Consider the following 20013-nt stretch of genomic DNA (forward strand, 5'->3'; position numbering starts at 1 on the left):
TCTGCGCTGATCAGTGCGGGACGGCCGCCGGGGCCGCCGGCGCGGTTCAGCCGTCGAGCGAGGTCATCACGTGCTTGATCCGGGTGTAGTCCTCGAAGCCGTAGGCGGAGAGGTCCTTGCCGTAGCCGGACTTCTTGAAGCCGCCGTGCGGCATCTCGGCGACGAGCGGGATGTGGGTGTTGATCCACACGCAGCCGAAGTCGAGGTTCTTGGACATCCGCATCGCACGGCCGTGGTCCTTGGTCCACACGGAGGAGGCGAGGGCGAACTCGACGCCGTTCGCGTACTCCAGGGCCTGGGCCTCGTCCGTGAAGGACTGGACGGTGATGACGGGGCCGAAGACCTCGTTCTGGATGATCTCGTCGTCCTGCTTGAGGCCCGAGACCACGGTCGGGGCGTAGAAGTAGCCCTTCTCGCCGACCTGGTGGCCGCCCGCCTCGACCTTGGCGTGGGCGGGGAGGCGCTCGATGAAGCCCGCGACCTGCTTGAGCTGGTTCGGGTTGTTCAGCGGACCGTAGAGCACGTCCTCGTCGTCCGGCTGACCCGTCTTGGTGTCGGCGGCGGCCTTGGCGAGCGCGGAGACGAACTCGTCGTGGATGGACTCGTGCACGAGCACGCGGGTGGCGGCGGTACAGTCCTGGCCCGCGTTGAAGTAGCCGGCGACGGCGATGTCCTCGACGGCCTTGGCGAGGTCGGCGTCCTCGAAGACCACGACCGGGGCCTTGCCGCCGAGCTCCAGGTGGACGCGCTTGACGTCCTTCGAGGCGCTCTCGGCGACCTGCATGCCCGCGCGCACCGAGCCGGTGATGGAGGCCATCGCGGGGGTGGGGTGCTCGACCATGGCCTTGCCGGTCTCACGGTCGCCACAGACGACGTTGAAGACGCCCTTGGGCAGGATCGAGTCGATGATCTCGGCCATCAGGACGGTGGAGGCGGGGGTGGTGTCCGAGGGCTTGAGCACCACGGTGTTGCCCGCGGCGATGGCCGGGGCGAACTTCCACACGGCCATCATCATCGGGTAGTTCCACGGCGCGACCTGCGCGCAGACACCGACCGGCTCACGGCGGATGATCGAGGTCATCCCGTCCATGTACTCGCCGGCCGAGCGGCCCTCCAGCAGGCGCGCGGCGCCCGCGAAGAAGCGGATCTGGTCCACCATCGGCGGCAGCTCCTCGCTGGCCGTCAGGCCCAGCGGCTTGCCGGTGTTCTCCGACTCGGCGGCCACCAGCTCCTCCGCGCGCGCCTCGAAGGCGTCCGCGATCTTGAGCAGCGCCTTCTGCCGCTCGGCGGGAGTGGTGTCGCGCCAGCCCGGGAAGGCGGCGGCGGCCGCCGCCATGGCCGCCTCCACATCGGCCTGGCCGGAGAGCGGGGCGGTGGCGTACACCTCGCCCGTGGCGGGGTTGACCACATCGGTGGTCCGGCCGTCGGCGGCGTCCTTGAACTCTCCGCCGATGTAGTTGCGCAGACGACGCAGTTCGGTGGTCACTACAGCCACTCTCCTGATCAATGTCCAACGATTGAGACGAATCCCCAGCCTAGCGCGTCTGCTGACGCTTTCGACAGAGCCGGATGCCACGAACTGCGAAATCCGTGCAATCGGAGAGTCAAGACAACGAATTACATCGGTTACGGGTTGCGGAACCGACGACTCCTCGTGCACAGTGAGGTCGTGGTCAGTCGAAGCGCAGATTCCAGGAACAGACAACCGTCCCCGTCGGTCGATGCTGTGTCCCTGGCGATCATCGAGCAACTGCAAGAGGACGGTCGCCGTCCGTACGCAGCGATCGGCAAGGCCGTCGGCCTGTCGGAGGCAGCCGTACGCCAACGCGTACAGAAGCTGCTCGACCAGGGCGTCATGCAGATCGTCGCCGTCACCGACCCGCTCACCGTGGGCCTGCGACGCCAGGCCATGGTCGGCATCAACGTCGAGGGAGACCTCGACCCGGTGGCCGACGCACTGACCTCGATGGCCGAATGCGAGTACGTGGTAATGACCGCGGGCTCCTTCGACCTGATGGTGGAGATCGTCTGCGAGGACGACGACCACCTTCTGGAGACGATCAACAAGAAGATCCGCGCGCTCCCCGGCGTGCGCACCACCGAAAGCTTCGTTTACCTGAAGCTGAAGAAGCAGACCTACATGTGGGGAACCCGATAGCCCGTGAGCCAAGACCTCTCCAAGACCGCGTACGACCACCTGTGGATGCACTTCACCCGCATGTCGTCGTACGAGAACTCCCCCGTCCCCACCATCGTGCGGGGTGAGGGCACCTACATCTTCGACGACAAGGGCAAGCGCTACCTGGACGGTCTCGCCGGACTGTTCGTGGTCAACGCCGGTCACGGCCGCAAGGAACTGGCCGAGGTCGCCTACAAGCAGGCGCAGAAGCTCGCGTTCTTCCCCATCTGGTCGTACGCGCACCCGCAGGCCGTCGAGCTCGCCGAGCGTCTCGCCGGCTACGCCCCCGGCGACCTGAACAAGGTCTTCTTCACCACCGGTGGCGGCGAGGCCGTGGAGACCGCGTGGAAGCTGGCCAAGCAGTACTTCAAGCTGCAGGGCAAGCACACCAAGTACAAGGTCATCTCGCGTGCGGTCGCCTACCACGGCACCCCGCAGGGCGCCCTGTCCATCACCGGCCTGCCGGCCCTCAAGGCCCCCTTCGAGCCGCTGGTCCCCGGCGCGCACAAGGTGCCGAACACCAACATCTACCGCGCCCCGATCTACGGTGACGACCCGGAGGCCTTCGGCCGCTGGTGCGCCGACCAGATCGAGCAGGAGATCCTGTTCGAGGGCGCCGACACCGTCGCCGCCGTCTTCCTGGAGCCGGTGCAGAACGCCGGTGGCTGCTTCCCGCCGCCGCCCGGGTACTTCCAGCGGGTCCGCGAGATCTGCGACGAGTACGACGTGCTGCTCGTCTCCGACGAGACGATCTGCGCCTTCGGTCGCCTCGGCACGATGTTCGCCTGTGACAAGTTCGACTACGTGCCGGACATGATCACCTGCGCCAAGGGCATGACCTCGGGCTACTCCCCGATCGGTGCCTGCATCGTCTCGGACCGCATCGCCGAGCCGTTCTACAAGGGTGACAACACCTTCCTGCACGGCTACACCTTCGGCGGCCACCCGGTCTCCTCGGCGGTCGCGCTGGCCAACCTCGACATCTTCGACAAGGAGGGCCTCAACCAGCACGTGCTGGACAACGAGGGCGCCTTCCTGTCGACGCTGCAGAAGCTGCACGACCTGCCGATCGTCGGTGACGTCCGCGGCAACGGCTACTTCTACGGCATCGAGCTCGTCAAGGACAAGGTCACCAAGGAGTCCTTCACGGACGAGGAGACCGAGCGCGTGCTCTACGGCTTCCTCTCCAAGGCGCTCTTCGACAACGGCCTGTACTGCCGTGCCGACGACCGTGGCGACCCGGTCATCCAGCTCGCCCCGCCGCTGATCGCGGACCAGGGCACCTTCGACGAGATCGAGGGCATCCTGCGCTCGGTGCTCACCGAGGCGTGGACGAAGCTGTAGGCAGCGCTGCCACCGGCCCCGGCCGGGCAGTAAATAGTCCGAACCACACGGCCCGGATCACCCGTTCGAGTGAGAACGCGGGGGTCCGGGCCGTGTGCTGTCACCATCCGGGACGTTCGTCTCTTTACATCTCCTTGCGGCGCCAGTGACCGATGGGGCTCCGCTTCGTTCCCTCGGACGGAGGTGTACCCATGGTGGCTCCCACAGACGATGCCCCGCCTGACGATGACGTCCTCTGGGCACGGTCCCTGCACTACTCCCACGACGGCTCGCCCGGCCTCATCGGCGTCTCCGTCGGCGTCCGGCAGGGCGAGATCCTGGCCCTGACCGGCCCGCGCGGCAGCGGCAAGACCACGCTGCTGCGCTGTCTGGCCGGCTCGCTCACGCCGGAGCAGGGCGAGGTCTGGTTCAACGGCGTGCCCGTCCACACCATGGGAACCCTGGCCCGGGAACGGCTGCGCCGCGACCGGTTCGGCTGGATCGGCCCGGAGCCGCACCTGGTGCCCGAGCTCAAGGTGTGGGAGAACGTCGCGCTGCCCCTGCTGATCGCGGGCGCCTCGCACCGCGCCGCCAAGCACGCCGCCCGCGAATGGCTGGACCGGCTCGACATCGGCGCCTTCGCCCGTAAGCGACCGGGTGCGCTGACCCGCGCCGAGTCGCAGCGGGTCTCCCTCGCCCGGGCCCTGGTCCACGAGCCCGCGGTGATCTTCGCCGACGAGCCGACCGCCCCGCTGCACCGCGCCGAACGGGCGCTGCTGCTGCGGACGCTGACCACCGCGGCCCGCTCACACGACGTCACCGTCCTGCTCGCCACCCACGACGAGGAGAGCGCGGCCGTCGCCGACCGCCGTTTCGCCCTGCTCGACGGCCGCCCGGCCGGGGCCGCCGCCGCCGGGTCCGGTCCCACCGAGACCACGGAGGACCAGGCCGCGTGCTCGCTCTCCGCCTAGTCCGGGGCTCCCGGCCGCTGGTCCAGCTCCGTCGCCTCCTCGTCGCCGCCGCCTCGGCCGGCGCCGGATTCCTGCTCCTCTACGTCCTCGCGGAGGCGACCGCCCGGCCCGCCGGATCGTTCCCTCGGCTGCTGTGGGCGCTGGTCCCGCTCGCCGCCACCGTCCAGTTCGCGGTGGCCGTCGCCCGGACCGACCCGGCGACCCGCCCCCGGGAAGGGATGGACGCCGCCGGGCTGGGCCCCGTACGGCTCACCCTGGCCGCGGCCATGTCCACCGCCGTCGCCTGCACCCTGGGCAGCGCGCTGGCCCTGGCCGTCTTCCTCCACCTGCGGGGCGAACTCGCCGGGCTGCCGTTCGACGGGGCCGGCTCCGGGTTCCTGCACGCGGAACAGCCGCTGCCCGTGGCGGCCGCGCTGACCCTGCTGGCGCTCGTCCCGCTGGCCGCCTCCGCCGCGACGGCCCTCGCCCTGCGTCCGCGCCCGCCGCTGGCCGGGCTGCCACCGCAGACGGGGGTGCCGTGGGGGGTCGCGCTGTGCGCGTGCGGGCTCGCCCTCCAGGCGTACGCCGGCCAGGGCAGCCCGGCGCTGCCGGCCGGGTGGGCGCTGATCGCGCTCGGGCTCGCCCTCGCCGGCCCGGGTCTGGCCTACGGCTGCGGGACCCTGGTGCTGGCCTTCCGCCCGGGCGCGCTGCGCCTGCTCGCGGGGCGCGCGCTCCAGGAGGAAGCCCCCCGGCTGGGCCGCCCCCTCGGGGTGCTCTGCGCGGTCGGCGCGGCGGCCCTCACGGCGCTGGCCCTGCGCGAGCGGGGCACCGTCTTCGCTCCGCTCGGCCCGCTGACCGGGCCCGCCGCGGCGCTGGTGGCGCTGTGCGCGGTCGCGACACTTCTCACATCGGCGGTGGAGTCCCGGCAGGCCCGGGCCGCCACCCGGGCCACCCTGACCGGCCTCGGCGCACCGGGCGTGGTCCTGCGCACGGCCGCCACGGTGCGGGCTTCCGCGCTGGTGGTGGTGTGCGTACCACTGAGCTGGGGTGTGGCACAGCTGACGTCGCTCGCGCTGACCCGCTGACCCGTCCAACCCTTAGGGTGGGCCGAATGGTCAACGCAGACATCGAGATCGAGACGCTCGCCGAATTCGACCAGGTCGTCGCCCGGGGGTCACTGAGCGGCTACCGGGTCCAGTCGGTCAACCTGCTGGAGCGGACCTTCGCGCTGCTGTCCGCCGACACCTCGGCCGCCGTCTTCCTGGGCTGCGCGATGGAACCCGACGCCGCGGCGAAGGTGCGTGCCGACGGCGCGCTGGTCTTCCCGCCGGTTCCCGACCTGCCGTTCCACCCGTACCGGAGCCTGCTGTACTCGGCCGACGAGTTGTTCGCCGGCCTGTCGGCGGGCTACGAGGCCACCCTGGACGCGCAGGCGTACGCCTGGTTCCAGGAGACGAAGTCGGACGGCGACGTCTTCTCCTCGATGCTCCGCTCCATCCACGACGACGCCGTCTCCGACGCGCTCGACGAGCACCTGCGTGGTGCCCGCGTGGTCGGCGTGATGGGCGGCCACGCCATGATCCGCGGCGCCGTCGACTACCGGGGCGCGGCCGAACTCGGCCGCACGCTGGCCCGGTCCGGGCTGACCGTGGCCACCGGCGGCGGACCGGGCGCGATGGAAGCGGCCAACCTCGGCGCCTACCTGGCCCCCGCCCCCGACGAGGCGCTCGACGAGGCGCTGGAACTGCTGGCCAAGGCCCCGTCCTTCGTCCCGTCGGTGTCCGACTGGGCGCGGGTCGCCTTCGCCGTGCGGGAGCGTTGGCCCGCGGGCGGCGACTCGGTGGGCATCCCGACCTGGTTCTACGGGCACGAGCCGCCGAACGCGTTCGCCGGCCACATCGCCAAGTACTTCGCGAACGCCACCCGGGAGGACGGGCTGCTCGCGCGGTGCAACGCGGGCGTGGTGTTCCTGCCGGGAGCGGCCGGCACCGTGCAGGAGATCTTCGACAACGCGACGCCGAACTACTACGCCTCGCGGGGCGAGCCGACGCCGATGGTCCTGGTCGACCGGACGCACTGGACGGAGCGGCTGCCCGCCTGGCCCCTGCTCCGGGCGCTGGCGCGCGACCGCGGCATGGAGTCGCGGATCGCGCTGGTCGAGTCGGTGACCGAGGTGCCGGCGGCGCTCGCCGCGATGGGCTGAGCGGCGTGAGGCAACTTCGCGGGCGCTCCGCACGTCTGCCTTAGGTCATCTCACCGCACAATCCGCCAGACGTGAACGGAGCCCTCGGTGCTCATAGGACTGTTGACCGCGATCGCGGCGTCCCTCTGCTACGGCACGGGCTCCGTCCTGCAAGCCGTCGGCTCCCGGCGGGCGGCCCGGTTGTCCCCGGCCGACGCGGGGGTGACCGCGCACGGCGGCCCCAACCTGTCCTCGACCGCGAAAGCGGCGATGACCTGGGAGTTCATCGTCGGCACGATCCTGGACTTCGTGGGCTTCGGGCTGGGCGCGCTGGCGGCGCGGCTGCTCCCGCTGTTCCTGTCCCAGACGGTGATCAGCGCCAACCTGGTGATCACGGCCGTGTTGAGCGTGAAGCTGTTGGGCATCCGGCTCTCGCGCAAGGAGTGGACCTCCATCGGGGTCGTCTGCGCGGCGCTGGTCCTGCTGGCGACGGCCGCCGGCCACGAGGGCGGCCACCACGCGCCGATGGCCACGCATTGGTGGCTGTTGGCCGTCACCCTGTTGATCATCGTGGGCGGCACGGTGGCCGTACGGCTGCTCGGCGCGCGGGCCGCGATCCTGGCGGGCCTGCTGTCGGGTCTGGCCTTCGGCGCGCTGGGCATCGGCGTACGGATCCTCGACGGGATCGAGCCGTTCTCGCTCGGCGGGCTTCTCTGCGACCCGGCCCTCTACGCGATCGTCCTCGCGGGCGTCGGCGGCATGTACCTGCACACGGTCGCGCTGCAGATCGGGTCGGTGAACGGGGCCACGGCGGCGCTGGTGGTCGGCGAGACGGTGCTGCCCGGGGCGATCGGCGTGCTCTGGCTGGGCGACGCGTCCCGCCCGGGTCTCGCCTGGTTGGCGGTCCTGGGCTTCGTCCTGGCGGTGACGGGCGCGGTGGCGGTGGCCTGGTACGGGAACGACGACGCCCCCGAACCCGAGTCGGCCGCCGCCCCCGACCCGGTCCCGGCGTCCCGCTGACCGGCGCCGCCTCGGTCTACCCCGGCGGCAGGACCACCACTTCCGACGGGGCGAAGGTCACCGCCACCCGGTCCCCCACCTCCGGGGCCGCTGCCGGCCCGCACTCGGACTCCAGCACCGGTCCCGCCTCGGGCCGCAGCAGCAGCGCGACGTGCGTCCCGCGGAAGGTGCGGGACAGCACCTCGCAGCGCAGCCCGTCCGCGCCCGGCGTCACCCCGGCCGGGCGGATCAGCAGGTGCTGCGGCCCCTCCGGAGCCCCCGCCGGCACCGGGACCTTGCCCCATTCGGTGGCCGCGACGCCACCCGACACCACCGCCGGGGTCACGTTCTGGAAGCCCAGGAACCGCGCGACGAACTCCGACGCGGGGCGCTGCCACACCTCCAGCGGGGTGCCGGCCTGCGCGATCCGCCCGTCCCGCATCACCACCACCCGGTCGGCCAGCGCGAACGCCTCCCCCTGGTCGTGGGTCACGGCCAGCACGGTCGTGCCCAGCCGGGCGAACAGCGCCCGCAGCTCGACCACCAGCCGTTCCCGCAGTCCGCGGTCCAACTGCCCGAGCGGCTCGTCCAGCATCAGCAGCCGCGGGGACGGCGCCAGCGCCCGGGCCAACGCCACCCGCTGCTGCTCGCCCCCGGACAGCGAGGCCACCGCCCGGCCCTGCGCCCCGGGCAGCCCGACCAGGTCCAGCAGCTCCGCGACCCGGGCCCCGTAGGAGCCCCGGCCGCCGCCGCGCATCCGCAGCCCGAACGCGACGTTCCCGCCCACGTCCCGGTGCGGGAACAGTTGGTGGTCCTGGAACATCAGGCCCACGCCGCGCCGGTGCACCGGCACCCCGGCCTGGTCCGCGCCGCCCAGCAGCACCCGCCCCGCCGAAACCGGTTGGAGCCCGGCCACCACCCGCAGCAGCGTGGACTTCCCGCTGCCGCTGGGCCCCAGCACGCACACGGTCTCGTGCTCGGCGACCGTGAGGTCCACGGAGTCCAAGGCGTTCACGGCGGCCCGCCCGCCGAAGCGGACCGACACCCCCTCCAGCCGAAGCAACGTCATCAGAACTCTCCCGAGGTCTTGTCGGGCCGCAGTCGCTCCAGCACCAGCAGGGACACCGCGCACACCAGCATCAAGATCGTGCTCAGGGCCATCGCCTGCCCGTAGTTCATCTCGCCCGCCCGCCCCAACAGCCGCGCCACGGCCACCGGCAGCGTCGGACGGTCCGGCCGCGCGATGAAGACCGTCGCCCCGAACTCGCCCAGGGACACCGCGAAGGCGAAGCCGGCCGCGATCAGCAGTGCCCGCCGCACCAGCGGCAGGTCCACCTCCCGCCACGCCCGCCACGGCGACGCCCCGAGCACCGCGGCCGCCTCCCGCAGCCGCCCGTCCACCGCGCGCAGCACCGGCAGCATGGTCCGTACCACGAACGGCACCCCCACCAGCGCCTGCGCGAGCGGCACCAGGATCCACGAGGTCCGCAGGTCCAGCGGCGGCTCGTCCAACGTGATCAGGAACCCGAAGCCGACGGTCACCGCCGACACCCCCAGCGGCAGCATCAGCAGCGCGTCGAAGCCGCGCACGAACCGCCCGCCGCGCCGGGACAGCGCGGCCGCCGCGAGCCCCCCGACGAACAGCGCGATGGCCGTCGCGGCCAGCGCGTACTCCAGGGAGTTCCCGATCGACTCCAGGGGCGGGACCAGGAACGTCCCCGATCCGACCTCCGCCAGCGCCCGGTAGAAACCGAGCCCGTAGCCGCCGGGGGCGTCGAACGAGCGCTCCACCAGCACACCGAGCGGCAGCACGATCAGCAGCGCCACGACCAGCAGCACCCCGGCCAGCAGCGCGCGCTGCGCGGGCCCCTGCGGCCGGTGCGCGGTCCCCGCGGCGTCCACCAGTCGCAGGGCGGTCTCCCGTCGGCGCACGGTCCGGGCGTGCACGGCCAGGACGAGGCCCATCGCGACGAACTGGACCATGGTGAGCACGGCGGCCGTCGGCAGGTCCAGCAGTTGCGCGGTCTGCCGGTAGACCTCCACCTCCAGGGTGGAGTAGGAGGGGCCGCCCAGGATCTGCACGACGCCGAAGGAGGAGAAGGTGAACAGGAACACCATCAGCGCGGCGGCGGCCACCGCCGGGGCCAGGGCGGGCAGTGTCACCCGCCGCCACGCCGCGATCCGCCCGGCGCCCAGCACCCGCGCGGCCTCCTCCTGGCGTGGGTCGAGCTGTGCCCAGAGCCCGCCCACCGTCCGTACGACGACGGCGTAGTTGAAGAAGACGTGGGCGAGGAGGATGGCCCAGACGGTGGTGTCGAGCCGGACCCCCCACAGTTCGTCCAGCAGCCCGCCCCGGCCGACCAGAGCCAGGAAGGCCGTGCCGACCACCACGGTCGGCAGCACGAACGGAACCGTGACCACCGCCCGCACCAGCCCCTTGCCCGGGAAGTCGAAGCGGGCGAAGACGTACGCGCCGGGGAGCGCGATCAGCAGCGTGAGCCCGGTCGAGGCGAGTGCCTGCCAAGTGGTGAACCACAGCACGTCGGCGATGTCGGGCCGGGCGAGCACCTCGGCGATCCGGCCGAACTGCCAACCCTCGTCGGTCTTGAGCCCGCGCCCGACGATCGCGGCGACGGGATAGGCGAAGAACAGCCCGAAGAAGACGAGCGGGACGGCCATCAGGGCGAGCCTGACGGCCGTGGCCCGCCCGCGCTCCCGCCCCGCGGGGACGGGAGCGGGGGCCGCGGGAGCGCTCCGGCGTGCTACTTCACGACGAGCGAGGACCATGCCTTGACCCACTGCTCACGGTTCTTGGCGATGACGTCCGGCGCGACGTTCTCCGGCTTGTCGATCACCACTCCGTGCTTCGTGAACACCTCCGGCAGCTTGGCGTCCTTGACCACCGGGTCCACGAACATCTGGAGCGGCATGTCCTCCTGGAACTTCTTGCTCACCAGGAAATCGAGGAGCGCCTTGCCGCCCGCCTCGTTCTTCGCGCCCTTGAGCAGGCCGGCGAACTCGATCTGGCGGAAGCAGGTGCCGGTGGCGACGCCCGTCGGCGCCTCGGCCGGCTGCGGGTCGGCGTAGAGAACCTCGGCCGGCGGGCTGGAGGCGTAGGAGACGACCAGCGGCCGGTCGCCCTTGGCCTTCTTGCCGCCGGCGGAGCCGGAGAACCGCTCGTTGTACGCCTGTTCCCAGCCGTCGACGACCTCGACGCCGTTGGCCTTGAGCTTGCTCCAGTAGTCCTTCCAGCCTTCGTCGCCGTACTTGCCGACGGAGGCGAGGAGGAAGCCGAGGCCGGGCGAGGAGGTCGCGGCGTTCTCGGTGACCAGCAGGTTCTTGTACTCGGGCTTGATCAGGTCGTCCAGCGTCTGCGGCGGGGCGAGCTTCTTGTCCGCGAAATACTGCTTGTCGTAGTTGACGCAGATGTCGCCGGAGTCCACCGGGGTGACCCGGTGCTGCCGGTCGAGCACGTACTCGGGCTTGACGTCGCCGAGGCCCTTGGCCTCGTAGGGCGTGAAGATGCCGTTGTCGAGGGCGCGGGAGAGCAGCGTGTTGTCCACGCCGAAGAAGACGTCGCCGCGCGGCGAGCCCTTGGTGAGGATCTCCTGGTTGAGCGCGGCGCCGGCGTCCCCGGACTTCAGCACCTTGACGGTGTAGCCGCTCTGCTGCTCGAACTCCTTGAGGACCGGCTCGCTCACGGCGAAGGAGTCGTGGGAGACGAGGGTGACGGTCTTGGACTTCGGCGCGTCGCTCGCGCCCGCGGCCTTGTCCTTGGCATCGCCGCCGCAGGCGCTGAGCGTCGTGACGCCCAGCGCGGTCGCGAGCAGCGCGCCCGCGAACTTCTTGGTGGTGCTCACTGGTGAATTCCTCCTGGGATGTCCAGGAGAAGACGCGGCCCTGCCCGGCGCTCCATGCGAGCGGTCGCCGGGCAGGGCGCAACAGCTTGAGTGAATGACCGAACTTCCTACCCCGAATGACCGGGGCGAGGTTCAGAGGGTCTGCGGATGACGGTTACCGCACTCTCAGCGCTGTGGCGCTCCCCTGTCGGAATATGCAATTGGTTCGGCCACAGGGTACCCCGTGGCCGATCCGGCCCCCAGGAGAGTCCGCCCGGGGCGGGCGGGGCGGGGTCAGCGCTCGGACGCGGCCAGCTGACCGCAGGCGCCGTCGATCTCCTGGCCGCGGGTGTCTCGTACGGTCACCGGGACGCCGTGCCGGGCGATCGCCTCGACGAACGCCTTCTCGTCCTCGGGCCGCGAGGCGGTCCACTTCGAGCCGGGCGTCGGGTTCAGCGGGATCAGGTTGACGTGGACCCGCTTGCCCTTGAGCAGCCTGCCGAGCAGGTCACCGCGCCACGCCTGGTCGTTGATGTCCCGGATCAGGGCGTACTCGATCGAGACGCGGCGGCCGGACTTCTCGGCGTACTCCCAGGCCGCGTCCAGCACCTCGCGCACCTTCCAGCGGGTGTTCACCGGCACCAAGGTGTCGCGCAGCTCGTCGTCGGGCGCGTGCAGCGAGACGGCGAGACGGCACTTGAAGCCCTCGTCGGCGAAGCGCAACATGGCCGGGACCAGGCCGACGGTGGAGACGGTGATGCCGCGCTGCGACAGGCCGAGGCCGTCGGGCTCCGGGTCGGTCAGCCGGCGGATCGAGCCGACGACGCGGTTGTAGTTGGCGAGCGGCTCGCCCATCCCCATGAAGACGATGTTCGACAGTCGGGCCGGTCCTCCGGGGACCTCGCCGTCGCGCAGGGCGCGCATGCCGTCGACGATCTGGTGCACGATCTCGGCGGTCGACAGGTTGCGGTCCAGCCCGGCCTGGCCGGTGGCGCAGAACGGGCAGTTCATGCCGCAGCCGGCCTGGGAGGAGATGCACATGGTGACCCGGTCGGGGTAGCGCATCAGCACGGACTCCACCAGGGTGCCGTCGTGCAGCTTCCACAGGGTCTTGCGGGTGGTGTCCTCGTCGCAGGAGATGTGCCGCACGACGCTCATCAGGTCGGGCAGCAGCTCCTGGCGGAGCCGCTCCCGCGAGGCCGCCGGGATGTCGGTCCACTCGGCGGGGTCGTGCGCGTACCGCGCGAAGTAGTGCTGTGAGAGCTGCTTGGCCCGGAACGGCTTCTCGCCGATCGCGGCGACCGCCTCGCGGCGTTCGGCCGGGGTCATGTCGGCGAGGTGCCGGGGCGGCTTCTTCGCTCCGCGAGGGGCGACGAAAGTGAGCTCTCCCGGAACGGGGCGGGCCATGGCGGGTACTCCTTGTAAGACGAAAGGCGCGCCGCAGAAGCAGCGCGCCTTTCAAGAGTAACCGCCCGGACCCACCCGAAGCCTTCGCGTGTACGTCGCCGCAGCTCAGCGGGGCCGCACTGGTGAAAAACCCGCGGGTCGGAGCCCCCGGGGGCGGGTATCAGCCGGTGCCGACGAACGCGGCGAGCAGCAGCCACACCACCGGGGCGGTCGGCAGCAGCGAGTCGAGCCGGTCCATGATGCCGCCGTGACCGGGGAGCAGGGTGCCCATGTCCTTGATGCCCAGGTCCCGCTTGATCATCGACTCGCCGAGGTCGCCCAGGGTGGCGCTGACCGCGACGGCCAGCCCCAGCAGCAGGCCCTGCCACCATTCGCCGTCGTGGATGAGGAACTCCATGCACAGCGCGCCCGCCGCCATCGCGAACGCCACCGCGCCGGCCAGGCCCTCCCGGGTCTTGCCGGGGCTGATGCGCGGGGCGAGCTTGGTCTTGCCGAAGCGCCAGCCCACCGCGTAGGCCCCGGTGTCGCTGACGACGGTCAGCACCAGGAAGGTGACGACCCGCTGGGGCCCGTCGTCGGCGGTGAGCAGCATCGCCACGAAGGTCGCGAGGAAGGGCACGTAGAAGGCGGCGAAGACACCCGCCGTGACGTCCTTGAGGTAGTCCTCGGGCGGCTCGGTCATCCGCCAGACCAGCACCGCCAGGGCGGTCAGCGCCATCGCCACCCAGGCGCCCTCGGCGCCGCGGACGTATCCGGCGATGACCATGGCGGCGCCACCGACCGCGAGCGGTACCAGCGGCGCCTTGATGCCCTTCTTCTCCTGGAGCCGGGAGGTGAGCTCCCACAGGCCGACGACGACCGCGACGACGATGACACCGACGAACACGGCCTTGACGATGAAGAGCGAGGCGAAGATCACCGCTCCGAGGCCGACGCCGACCCCTATGGCGGCCCGCAGGTCCCGCCCCGCGCGCTTCTTCGGCGGCGGGGAGGCGTCCTGGGGTGCCGGCGAGGGCGGAGGCGGGGGGCTGGGCATGGGCTCCTGCGGCGGCGTCTCGGCGCGGAAGAGGGGGCCGCTGTCGGCGGCGACCCCCCGATCGCGTGCTTCCCGGTCGTCGAAGTCACGGCCGGCGGCATCGGGCACGATGGGCATGGGCCGAGTCTGCGGGCCCACCCGAGCATCGTATGCGGGACCCGCCGGGACGGGCTCCGGCTGCCAGGAAGAGTCGTTCATCAGACTTCGAGGAGCTCGGCTTCCTTGTGCTTGAGCAGCTCGTCCACCTGCGTGACGTACTTCGCGGTGGTGTCGTCGAGCTCCTTCTCGGCGCGGCGGACCTCGTCCTCGCCGGACTCCTTGTCCTTGACGAGCTTGTCGAGGGCGTCCTTCGCCTTGCGGCGGATGGAGCGGATCGAGACCTTGGAGTCCTCGGCCTTGGTGCGCGCGACCTTGACGTACTCCTTGCGACGCTCCTGCGTCAGCTCGGGGAAGGTCACCCGGATGATGCGGCCGTCGTTGCTCGGGTTGACGCCGAGGTCGGAGTCGCGGATGGCCTGCTCGATGTTGCGCAGCGCGGAGGCGTCGAACGGCGTCACGACGGCCATGCGCGGCTCGGGCACCGCGAAGGAGGCGAGCTGGTTGATGGGCGTGATGGCACCGTAGTAGTCCGCCACGATCTTGTTGAACATCGCCGGGTGCGCACGGCCCGTGCGAATCGCGGCGAAGTCTTCCTTGGCGACGACGACGGCCTTCTCCATCTTCTCCTCGGCCTCGAGGAGGATTTCTTCGATCACCACGTGCTCCTGCATGTCAGATATGGATGGTTCAGGCGGGGCGGGCCGGCCGGGCCGGTCCGCTGCGGGCGCGGGCCCGGCGGCCGGGCGGTCAGACCCTGGTGCCCTGGTCGCTCACGAGCGTGCCGATCTTCTCACCCTTGACGGCCCGGGCGATATTGCCCTCGGCGAGGAGCTCGAAGACCAGGATCGGGAGCCGGTTGTCGCGGCACAGCGTGATGGCGGTGGCGTCGGCGACCTTGAGGTCCCGCGACAGCACCTCGCTGTACTCCAGCGCGTCGAACTTCACCGCGTCCGGATTGGTCTTCGGGTCGGAGTCGTAGACCCCGTCGACGCCGTTCTTGCCCATGAGCAGGGCTTCCGCGTCGATCTCCAGGGCGCGCTGGGCCGCCGTGGTGTCGGTGGAGAAGTACGGCATGCCCATGCCGGCGCCGAAGATGACGACGCGCCCCTTCTCCAGGTGCCGCACGGCACGCAGCGGGATGTAGGGCTCCGCGACCTGGCCCATGGTGATGGCGGTCTGGACGCGGCTGTCGATGCCCTCCTTCTCCAGGAAGTCCTGGAGGGCGAGGCAGTTCATCACCGTGCCGAGCATGCCCATGTAGTCGGAACGGGCACGGTCCATGCCGCGCTGCTGGAGCTCGGCGCCGCGGAAGAAGTTGCCGCCGCCGATGACGATCGCGATCTCCGCGCCGTCACGGACCACGGCGGCGATCTCACGCGCGATGGCGTGCACGACGTCAGGGTCGACGCCCAGCCCGCCGCCGCCGGAGAAGGCTTCACCCGACAGCTTCAGCATGAAGCGGCGGCCCTTCTTGTCGTGGTGGCTCTTGTCGTCGGAAGCGGTGTGGGGGTCCACGCCCTGATTCATGGGATCTCCTCGTGCACATACGAAGAAGGCCATTGCCGGTGGGTCCTCGCGGTTCCCTCTACGGCAATGGCCTCCTCGTCAGATCTGCGGTCGCCCTGCGCGAGCGCGGACGACTGCTTCAGACCCTACCGGGGTCCGGTGTCCGTCGCGTACGGACGGACTCAGATGCCGACCTTGATGCGGCTGAAGCGCACCAGCGTGACACCGGCCTCGTCCAGAACCTTCTGGACGGACTTCTTGTTGTCCAGCGCGTACGGCTGGCCGAGCAGCGTGGCTTCCTTGAAGAAGCCGTTGACGCGACCCTCGACGATCTTGGGAAGGGCGGCCTCGGGCTTGCCCTCCGCGCGGGTGGTCTCCTCGGCGACGCGACGCTCGCTCTCGACGACCTCGGCCGGGACGTCCTCCTTGGAGAGGTACTTCGGCGCGAAGGCGGCGATGTGCTGGGCGATGCCCTTGGCCAGGTCGGCGTCGGCCTTGTCCAGCTCGACCAGGACACCGATCTGCGGGGGCAGGTCGGGCATGGTGCGGTGCATGTACGCGGAGACGAAGGCACCCTCGTACTGCGCGAAGCGGTCCAGGACGATCTTCTCGCCGAGGTTGGCGTTGGCCTCGTCCACGAACGCCTGGACGGTCTGGCCGGGCTTGATCTCGGAGGCGAGCAGCGCCTCGATGTCCGCCGGCTTGGTGGCGGCCACGTGCTGGGCCAGCTCGTCGGCCACGGCGAGGAACTTCGGGCTCTTGGCCACGAAGTCGGTCTCGCACTTGAGCTCGACCAGGACGCCGGAGGCGTTGTCGGCGGCGATCAGGGAGGCGACGGCGCCGTTCTCCGCGGAGCGGCCCTCACGCTTGGCAACGCCCTTGAGGCCCTTGACGCGCAGGATCTCGTTGGCCTTCTCGACGTCGCCGTCGGCCTCGACGAGCGCGTTCTTGCAGTCCAGCATGCCGGCGCCGGTGAGCTCGCGGAGCTTCTTGACGTCAGCGGCGGTGTAGTTCGCCATGAGTCTTGGATTCTCTCTCGAAGTCGTAGATCCAGGGTGAGCGGCGGAGGAGTCGCGCTCAGGCGCGACTCCCCCGCCGTCATCGTCCGTGCTGCGAGTGCCCGGCGCGTGAACGCCGGGCGCCCTCAGTGGGTCAGGCCTGCTCGGCGTCGGCGGCCGGGGCCTCGACGACGGTCTCGGTCTCGGCCTCGGCGGCCGGGGCCTCGACAGCGGCCTCGGCCGGAGCGGCCTCGGCGGGCTCGTCGGCCTTCTTCTCGCCCTCGAGCAGGTCGCGCTCCCACTCGGCGAGCGGCTCGGCGGCGGCCTTCTCGCCCGGCTTCGAGTCACCGGTCGCGGCACCGGAGCGGGCGATGAGGCCCTCGGCGACGGCGTCGGCGATCACGCGGGTGAGCAGGGTGACGGAGCGGATCGCGTCGTCGTTGCCCGGGATCTTGTAGTCGACCTCGTCGGGGTCGCAGTTGGTGTCGAGGATCGCGACGACCGGGATGTGGAGCTTGCGCGCCTCACCGACGGCGATGTGCTCCTTCTTGGTGTCGACGATCCAGACGGCGCTGGGGACCTTCGACATCTCGCGGATACCACCGAGGGTCTTCTCCAGCTTGATCTTCTCGCGGGAGAGGACCAGGAGCTCCTTCTTGGTGAGACCCGAGGCGGCGACGTCCTCGAAGTCGATCGCCTCAAGCTCCTTCAGACGCTGGAGGCGCTTGTAGACGGTGGAGAAGTTGGTGAGCATGCCACCGAGCCAACGCTGGTTGACGTACGGCATGCCGACGCGCGTCGCCTGCTCGGCGATGGCCTCCTGGGCCTGCTTCTTGGTACCGACGAACATGATGGAGCCACCGTGCGCGACGGTCTCCTTCACGAACTCGTAGGCGCGGTCGATGTACGACAGCGACTGGAGCAGGTCGATGATGTAGATGCCGTTGCGCTCGGTGAAGATGAAGCGCTTCATCTTCGGGTTCCAGCGACGGGTCTGGTGACCGAAGTGGACGCCGCTTTCCAGCAGCTCCCGCATCGTTACGACGGCCATGGCCATCTCCTTGTTTTCTCGGTTTGGTTCCTGACGCCCCGCCGCGTCCTGCCCCCGAGGAGGGGACCGAGAGACGCTCTCACCTGGTCTGACGAGCCGGTGCTGGGGCGTGCGAAGTCGACCCGGTGACCCGGATCGCCACAAGAAGTGTACGGGACCCGGCGGTATGCCGGGTGACGCGCTTGTCCACACCGTCCGGGTTGTCCACAGGCCCGGGCGGCGCGCACGGGCCGCGCGGGACGCTCTCCCGTATGACGACTCTGCTGCTCAGCCTGCTCGTGGCGCTGTCCCAGGCGCTCGCCTCCCCTGCCGCCGTGGCCCCCGCCGGTACCCCCACGGCCCCCGCCGGGGTGCGTCCGCTGCCGGCGCCCCTGGTGGTGACGCGATGGTGGGACCCGCCGCCGACGCCGTACGCGGCCGGTCACCGCGGGGTGGACCTGGCGGCGCCGGTGGGGGCGGAGCTGCGCGCCGTGGGGCCCGGTCGGGTGTTCTACGCCGGGCAGGTCGCGGGCCGCGGGGTGCTCTCCCTCACCCTCCCGGGCGGCCTGCGGACCACGTACGAGCCGGTCCGGCCGCTCGTGGCCGAGGGCGAGGAGGTCACGGCGGGCCAGGTGGTGGCGGTGCTGACGGAGGGCGCCCACTGTACGGAGCCCTGCCTGCACTGGGGTCTGCTGGCGGGCGAGACCTACCTCAACCCCTTGACCCTGGTCCCGCGCACCACCCCGAGACTGCTGCCCACCGCACGGCCGGACGGCGCCTGACGCAGGCGCGGCCTCTCTCCGGGTCTACGGTGCGAGGCCACCCGCTCAGCCCCGGACACCCCGCAGGGCCATCGCGACGGCCGCCTCCGTCACCACGCCCGGGTCCTCGGCGGCGCCGAGCTCGATCCGCCGGACCGCCGCGTCCACGACCCCCTGCAACAGCATCGCGGCCAGCTTCGGCTCCGCCTGGCCGAGGGCCGCCAGCGCCTCCACGATCATCGCGACCAGTCCGCCGTGCGCCGCGCGGATCTTCTCCCGCGCGGCGGCGTCCAGCTCCCCGGCGGAGATCGCCACCACCGCCCGGTGGCGCCGGTCCCCGACCAGCCCGAGCTGGCTGCGGACATACGCCTCGATCTTCGCCTCGGGCGTCGGGGCCGCCTCCATCGCCGCCTCGATCTCGGCCGCCCAGACGGGGAAGTCCACCGCGCACAGCTCCTCGACGACCGCCGCGCGGGAGCGGAAGTACTCGTACACCGAGGACCGGGCGAGCCCGGTGCGCTGCGCCAGGGCGGGGAAGGTCAGCGCCTCCGTACCGCCTTCGGACAGCAGGGAACGGGCGGCGTCCAACAGGGCGCGGCGCTGCATCGACCGGTGCTCGGCCACGGAGGCCGCTCGAATCCTTGGCACCCGACCACTCTACGGAGCAACGGCCGTCCGGACACGGGTCTTCGACGGGGCGGCGGCGTCGAGCCGCCGCGCCTTCACCGGCCGACGTCCGCGAGCTTGGCGCGCAGTTGGAGTACGGACTTGGTGTGGATCTGGCTGACCCGGCTCTCGGTGACGCCCAGCACGTTGCCGATCTCGGCGAGGGTGAGGCCCTCGTAGTAGTAGAGGGTGACGACCGTCTTCTCCCGATCCGGCAGCGTGTTGATCGCGCGGGCCAGCAGCCTGCGCAACTCGCGGTCCTCGGCCACCTCCACCGGGTCGTCGGCGGCGTGGTCCTCCAGGGTGTCCATCAGCGAGAGCCGGTCGCCGCCCTCGCCACCGACGTGCAGCAGCTCCTCCAGGGCCACGACGTTCGCCAGCGACAACTGACTGAAGACGGTGTGGAGCTCCTCCACCCCGATCCCCATCTCCCCGGCCACCTCGTGCTCGGTCGGGGTGCGCCGCAACTGGGCCTCCAGCGTGGCGTAGGCCCGCTCCACGGCGCGCGCCTTCTGCCGGACCGAGCGGGGGATCCAGTCCAGCGCCCGCAGCTCGTCGATCATGGCGCCGCGGATCCGGGTGATGGCGTACGTCTCGAACTTGATGGACCGCTCGATGTCGAACTTCTCGATGGCGTCGATGAGGCCGAAGACACCGGAGGAGACGAAGTCGGCCTGCTCGACGTTGGGCGGCAGGCCCACGCTGACCCGGCCGGCCACGTACTTCACCAGCGGCGAGTAGTGCAGGATCAGTTGCTCCCGCAGCCGCTCGTCCCCCGAGTCCTTGTACGAGCGCCACAGCACCTCCAGGGACGAGGGCGCGGTGGACCGCACACTGCCGCCGCGGGCAGCGGGGGGCACCGCAGCGCGGTCAGACCCTGAGGTGTGCTGGGGCATGCTTCGCCTTTGCCGGAGCCGGATTCCTTGGGAGCGTAGCGTGACGGAAGTGTCGCGGTGCGCGAAGAGTACGGGATGGCGCGGGGCCGCATGGGCGCCCCGACCGGCACGGGCGGGCCGGGACCGGCGCCTCGCGCACGGT

General features: G+C 71.1%; 19 protein-coding genes and 1 riboswitch. Of the genes, 7 read left to right on the top strand and 12 right to left on the bottom strand.

Annotation, left to right across the window (positions count from 1 at the left end):
* Positions 1-46: 46 nt before the first annotated feature.
* A complete protein-coding gene (locus ACFVXJ_RS22320; RefSeq protein WP_389664032.1) occupies positions 47-1486 on the bottom strand; it encodes a gamma-aminobutyraldehyde dehydrogenase in 1440 nt (479 codons plus the stop codon).
* A gap of 168 nt (positions 1487-1654) precedes the next feature.
* Here ACFVXJ_RS22320 and ACFVXJ_RS22325 point away from each other — a divergent pair, with 168 nt between their 5' ends.
* The 6 genes from ACFVXJ_RS22325 to ACFVXJ_RS22350 all read left to right on the top strand — a co-directional run bounded on the left by ACFVXJ_RS22325 (position 1655) and on the right by ACFVXJ_RS22350 (position 7654).
* Complete coding sequence (locus ACFVXJ_RS22325) at positions 1655-2158, top strand: Lrp/AsnC family transcriptional regulator (RefSeq protein WP_361308863.1); 504 nt, start codon at positions 1655-1657, stop codon at positions 2156-2158.
* Positions 2159-2161: 3 nt separating this feature from the next.
* Positions 2162-3523, top strand: a complete 1362-nt coding sequence (locus tag ACFVXJ_RS22330; protein ID WP_329198717.1) for an aspartate aminotransferase family protein — start codon at positions 2162-2164, stop codon at positions 3521-3523.
* A gap of 191 nt (positions 3524-3714) precedes the next feature.
* A complete protein-coding gene (locus ACFVXJ_RS22335; protein ID WP_389664034.1) occupies positions 3715-4473 on the top strand; it encodes an ABC transporter ATP-binding protein in 759 nt (252 codons plus the stop codon).
* On the top strand, positions 4455-5537 hold the full coding sequence (locus tag ACFVXJ_RS22340) for a hypothetical protein (protein ID WP_389664036.1): 1083 nt from the start codon (positions 4455-4457) through the stop codon (positions 5535-5537). Before ACFVXJ_RS22335 ends, ACFVXJ_RS22340 begins: the two co-directional genes overlap by 19 nt.
* A gap of 26 nt (positions 5538-5563) precedes the next feature.
* Complete coding sequence (locus ACFVXJ_RS22345) at positions 5564-6655, top strand: LOG family protein (RefSeq protein WP_389664038.1); 1092 nt, start codon at positions 5564-5566, stop codon at positions 6653-6655.
* An 87-nt stretch (positions 6656-6742) separates the two neighbouring features.
* Positions 6743-7654, top strand: coding sequence for a hypothetical protein (locus ACFVXJ_RS22350; RefSeq protein WP_389664040.1), 912 nt, complete (start codon positions 6743-6745; stop codon positions 7652-7654).
* 16 nt (positions 7655-7670) lie between these two features.
* Here ACFVXJ_RS22350 and ACFVXJ_RS22355 read toward each other — a convergent pair whose 3' ends face one another.
* From ACFVXJ_RS22355 to rpsB, 9 genes are all read right to left on the bottom strand, one after another.
* Positions 7671-8702, bottom strand: a complete 1032-nt coding sequence (locus tag ACFVXJ_RS22355) for an ABC transporter ATP-binding protein (RefSeq protein WP_389664041.1) — start codon at positions 8700-8702, stop codon at positions 7671-7673.
* Entirely contained in the window at positions 8702-10312 is a 1611-nt protein-coding gene (locus ACFVXJ_RS22360; RefSeq protein WP_389664043.1) for an ABC transporter permease, read from the bottom strand. Before ACFVXJ_RS22360 ends, ACFVXJ_RS22355 begins: the two co-directional genes overlap by 1 nt.
* A gap of 83 nt (positions 10313-10395) precedes the next feature.
* On the bottom strand, positions 10396-11493 hold the full coding sequence (locus ACFVXJ_RS22365) for a thiamine ABC transporter substrate binding subunit (protein ID WP_389664045.1): 1098 nt from the start codon (positions 11491-11493) through the stop codon (positions 10396-10398).
* Positions 11494-11579: 86 nt separating this feature from the next.
* Positions 11580-11689, bottom strand: a riboswitch (TPP riboswitch).
* 77 nt (positions 11690-11766) lie between these two features.
* Complete coding sequence (rlmN, locus tag ACFVXJ_RS22370; RefSeq protein ID WP_389664047.1) at positions 11767-12879, bottom strand: 23S rRNA (adenine(2503)-C(2))-methyltransferase RlmN; 1113 nt, start codon at positions 12877-12879, stop codon at positions 11767-11769.
* Positions 12880-13039: 160 nt separating this feature from the next.
* A complete protein-coding gene (locus ACFVXJ_RS22375) occupies positions 13040-14113 on the bottom strand; it encodes a phosphatidate cytidylyltransferase (protein ID WP_389664049.1) in 1074 nt (357 codons plus the stop codon).
* Positions 14113-14670 carry a ribosome recycling factor gene (gene frr, locus ACFVXJ_RS22380; RefSeq protein ID WP_190186850.1) on the bottom strand — a complete coding sequence of 186 codons (558 nt, stop codon included), beginning with the start codon at positions 14668-14670 and terminating at the stop codon, positions 14113-14115. Before frr ends, ACFVXJ_RS22375 begins: the two co-directional genes overlap by 1 nt.
* A 91-nt stretch (positions 14671-14761) precedes the next feature.
* Positions 14762-15541, bottom strand: a complete 780-nt coding sequence (gene pyrH, locus ACFVXJ_RS22385; protein WP_389664051.1) for a UMP kinase — start codon at positions 15539-15541, stop codon at positions 14762-14764.
* Positions 15542-15702: 161 nt separating this feature from the next.
* Positions 15703-16539 (bottom strand): translation elongation factor Ts, encoded by an 837-nt coding sequence (gene tsf, locus ACFVXJ_RS22390; protein ID WP_361308883.1) that lies wholly within the window; start codon positions 16537-16539, stop codon positions 15703-15705.
* Positions 16540-16672: 133 nt separating this feature from the next.
* Entirely contained in the window at positions 16673-17569 is an 897-nt protein-coding gene (gene rpsB, locus ACFVXJ_RS22395; protein ID WP_389664053.1) for a 30S ribosomal protein S2, read from the bottom strand.
* A gap of 251 nt (positions 17570-17820) precedes the next feature.
* Here rpsB and ACFVXJ_RS22400 point away from each other — a divergent pair, with 251 nt between their 5' ends.
* Positions 17821-18330: a murein hydrolase activator EnvC family protein gene (locus ACFVXJ_RS22400; RefSeq protein WP_389664055.1), complete on the top strand. Its 510-nt coding sequence runs from the start codon at positions 17821-17823 to the stop codon at positions 18328-18330.
* Between the two features lie 45 nt (positions 18331-18375).
* Here ACFVXJ_RS22400 and ACFVXJ_RS22405 read toward each other — a convergent pair whose 3' ends face one another.
* Entirely contained in the window at positions 18376-18915 is a 540-nt protein-coding gene (locus tag ACFVXJ_RS22405; protein ID WP_389664143.1) for a TetR/AcrR family transcriptional regulator, read from the bottom strand.
* A gap of 116 nt (positions 18916-19031) precedes the next feature.
* Positions 19032-19871: an RNA polymerase sigma factor WhiG gene (gene whiG / locus ACFVXJ_RS22410; protein WP_361308889.1), complete on the bottom strand. Its 840-nt coding sequence runs from the start codon at positions 19869-19871 to the stop codon at positions 19032-19034.
* Between the last annotated feature and the right edge of the window lie 142 nt (positions 19872-20013).

This window comes from Streptomyces sp. NPDC058279 (assembly GCF_042881255.1).
Taxonomy (GTDB): Bacteria; Actinomycetota; Actinomycetes; order Streptomycetales; family Streptomycetaceae; genus Streptomyces.